The 3477-nt window shown below is 39.0% G+C and carries 3 protein-coding genes; 2 read left to right on the top strand and 1 reads right to left on the bottom strand.

Features of this window, described 5'->3' with window-relative positions; all coding sequences use genetic code 11:
- Positions 1 to 193 precede the first annotated feature (193 nt).
- Positions 194 to 406, bottom strand: a complete 213-nt coding sequence (locus L3V30_RS23855) for a hypothetical protein (RefSeq protein WP_237310142.1) — start codon at positions 404 to 406, stop codon at positions 194 to 196.
- Between the two features lie 289 nt (positions 407 to 695).
- Here L3V30_RS23855 and L3V30_RS23860 point away from each other — a divergent pair, with 289 nt between their 5' ends.
- Together L3V30_RS23860 and L3V30_RS23865 are read left to right on the top strand one after the other, a co-directional pair.
- The gene (locus L3V30_RS23860) at positions 696 to 2411 is read left to right on the top strand and encodes a hypothetical protein (protein WP_237310144.1); all 1716 of its coding nucleotides are present in this window, start codon (positions 696 to 698) and stop codon (positions 2409 to 2411) included.
- Positions 2404 to 3036, top strand: coding sequence for a PEGA domain-containing protein (locus L3V30_RS23865; RefSeq protein ID WP_237310146.1), 633 nt, complete (start codon positions 2404 to 2406; stop codon positions 3034 to 3036). The genes L3V30_RS23860 and L3V30_RS23865 overlap by 8 nt, the downstream gene beginning before the upstream one ends.
- The last annotated feature ends 441 nt before the right edge of the window (positions 3037 to 3477 follow it).

Consider the following 3477-nt stretch of genomic DNA (forward strand, 5'->3'; position numbering starts at 1 on the left):
ATACCAACCTTCGTTACATTGTCAGACTCGCTACTTTATTCAGAGTCCTAGGTTCATCTGGTGATACAGATGGTTCACTCGTTGAGCGGTGAACAGCGCTTCATACGACCTCACGTCGCACGCCCCAAAACGATTTGGTTTAAGATTGCCATTAAATTACTTTTAGTTATCCGAAATGTTGCTTAGGAGGGATTTACCAACCGTTTGGGTTCTCTAAGTCCATATCCCAATAGTACTTTACTTTCCAGTCAGATTGCTCATTAACGCTAATTCCGTAAGCCTTTTGGCGCCAAGTACTAGAAAAGAACCGAGCAGTCGCCATTGTCATACCGACTACAACAATCAGTATAGTGATTACATTGACAAGTTTTGCGATTGGGTGCTTTTGATTAGTGTTGGTTGTCATTGTCTTTTCTAAAGAAAATCAGTAACTTATGTGGTTGGATTATGCGGCAGTATATCTTTGCATGCAAGTTAAAAAAACAGTAACAGATTGTTTTTTAATGGTTTTTTTGCTATAGAATACTTCCTTGAAGTTGATCAAAGGTAGTTGCAGGACCTTATTCTTTTATGCAACATAGCCAGCTTTATCTACACAAACATGGAAAAAAGTAATATTATGATTATCAACAGGTTAGGTTAAGTATTGTTGACCTAACATTTAAAAAAACATAAACAATAAAACCTAAGAAATAATGATACTTTCAACAAAACTACTTGGATTGGTGGCAACGTTCGGCTTTGGCTTGGTAGTTAAAGCATTGAAAAAACCAAATGGAAGAATGAGCTCAACCTTTCTGGTCGGCAGCAACCTATTCGTGATTTCATTGGCATTCTTAGTTACTTTATTTTGGGGTCCCTCTAAATATTCAACTCATCCTGATTCGGTAATTTTGGACAGTAAAAACAATGGGTATTATGTGGCTCACAAAGTCATGCCTCTACTCCCTTTTTGGCCCAAATTAGTTGCTATCCAATACGACGAGAAGTTTAACCTTGTGGAACAACAGTTCCCTGATGACCTTTTAAAATCCTTACAGAAGAAGTATTCCTATCAGCCTGAGTCTCCACTAATACAGTACATGGCGTTAATTATTATTGGTTTGTGGCTCCCAATACTTCGGATCCTTACTTATGATTTTCACGAACGAAAACTAAGGTCTTTGGACTCAATAACAGGGATAAATCATAAACTATCAGCCCTACGAAAAAGCAAACTTGTTATATCTGAGAAAAGACGTCAAAGCACAATATCTGAACTGGAAGCGAAAAGGGATGCACTTAGAACGGAGACGGCTAAGCTATTCCATTTCTATATGAAATTTTGTCATAACCCCGAGTTTACGAATTTTTTTCCAGTGGACCTCTCCAATCAGAACCCATCAGAAACAGTGCTAACGTGGATCGCTGATGAAATGAAGCTTGGCTCCCAGTCCATCAGCACACATAGTGTCATTGGTTATTTGAGGCATACAAAAGAAAACGATCTCATCGATTGCATAGATAAAAATGAAAGCAAGTACATAGGCTTCGATCCGAGTATAGAAGACCTACTTAGACATGCCCATTATGGCGTAGGCAGTCAGGTAAACGAGCAAGATCTTCTTATCGAAGAAAGACTTCCTAGCGAACAAAATAGGGAACTCGAACCCAAGCTTGCAATGAGTATCAAAGAGAGACTAGGGCTAATCATCCCTGACGAAGCTATGCGTTGGCAACCTATTATGGCTGACTGCATGATCGAATTTTCACTTTTAAGGGTTCAACCCTTTCGCTATAACCCTAAGAGTAGTGACCCAATCTTCAATGAGGAATACATTTACAAACTGGATAAAACTCGGCGTTCACCGATGCATGTCGCTATGCATGATGCATATTACGTAGTCGTCAAATGCAGGGGCAAATCTGGCTTCCGAAAATTTTTCTATAAATTAGATTCGGTGACACCTAGCATGTTCCAAAGGCGTTTAATGTCAAAAGAGGGCATGAAAGAGAGGGATATGAAGCCTAGCGGTTATGACAAGGAGCTTTTCGAGGCGATTACTGATGCATCGATTGTCGCATCTATACTCCATGAGTGCTTTGTTCCACCAGTTTGCAAAATAGCTCCAGAAAATAAAAGTAAAAATCCACTGATAACAAAAGCAAAAGCCCAAATGAAAGAGGCTTATATTGACACTTTATCTTCGGTTCAGGATGAAGCTAATACAAAGATCAAGGCTGACAGCTTTGAGTTAGTTTACAAAAGCCACCCTGACTTAATCACTAATTTTGTATTAGCAGCTAGTAGGACGCTTAATGAAAGTGGGGTGAGCGATGAAATTTCAAATGAAGTAATCAAGTACTGTTTAAGCCAAGTCGCGAGTAGTTCAATGGTTGATTTGATTATGGAGGGCTCATGTAATGACTAAAACAAACCTATTGCTCATTTTGTGCCTGTTCAGCTCTCACAGTTATGCTGAATCGAGTATTCTAAATGAAATTCGGTCGAGCGTGATTGGCGAAATGGTCTCCAAAGTGGTTAACTATGATATACCATTCCTAAAGGATTTCAGCTACATACCTGAAATGAACCAAATGAGGTTTATGCCGACAGGAGGGGAGACAATACTGACACTAACGGATATTGATCCGGAGTATGATATTTACCTCTTTAAGAAATCAACACTCTTAAGAGCGCCATATAAACCGACACCTTTAAGTTCGGGGGATTACTATTTGGCCTTTATAAAGGAAGGTGAGATTAAATCAGTACGATATCTGCCAGTTCCTCAAGGGATGAAGTCAATTTACGAGATTGGGACTCCTCATAAGACGTATAACAACCAGATACCAATCACAATCAAAACTGAACCCGAAGACGCAAGAATTAGGATTATAAATATTAAAGAGCGCTATTCCCCACAAATGCTCTTAACCTATGGAACGTATGACTTAGAAGTATCAAAAAGTGGATATCATACGTATAGGAGAAAAATTCAAATCAATAAAAATACTCCCAATTGGTATATCAGCCTGAAGAAACTCAATGAATAGTCGATATCTATCTGGCAAAATAAACGATAAGAATGTAGTGGATAACGAAGTTTGGCCACCCACGTGTAGACTGGTTGTATGGTTGCACTACTAGTAGTAATACGAAAAGTTAGAATGCTCTATAGGTCGCAACTCACAATTGTCCAGAAACTTCACATTGGGCACTTTCTAACGCAAAAGTGCCCCAAAATGTAACTCGAAAAAACAACAGCGTATTGATACTCATTTATGTATTAAAAAGGCTAATGATGATTAGAGAGTTAATAGCTGCCCTTTAAGGAAGTGATTTAAAAATCAGCCATTTAAGTACTTACGTAGAGTAGGTCACTGGCTTCGAATCAACTCTTATCCAGCAACCCCTCTTCAATTCCGTGCATGAGGTTTTCCCTCACACGGCTTTCACATAAGTGTTCACCTGCTCACCTTCACAGTTTTCGCCTT

The sequence above is a fragment of the Vibrio sp. A1-1 genome, assembly GCF_021728175.1.
GTDB classification, from domain to species: Bacteria; Pseudomonadota; Gammaproteobacteria; order Enterobacterales; family Vibrionaceae; genus Vibrio; species Vibrio diabolicus.

Excerpts from the sequence above, each read along its gene's own strand:
- L3V30_RS23860 (WP_237310144.1), top strand. The coding sequence starts at position 696 with ATGATACTTTCAACAAAACTACTTGGATTGGTGGCAACGTTCGGCTTT.
- L3V30_RS23865 (WP_237310146.1), top strand. The coding sequence starts at position 2,404 with ATGACTAAAACAAACCTATTGCTCATTTTGTGCCTGTTCAGCTCTCAC.
- L3V30_RS23855 (WP_237310142.1), bottom strand. The coding sequence starts at position 406 with ATGACAACCAACACTAATCAAAAGCACCCAATCGCAAAACTTGTCAAT.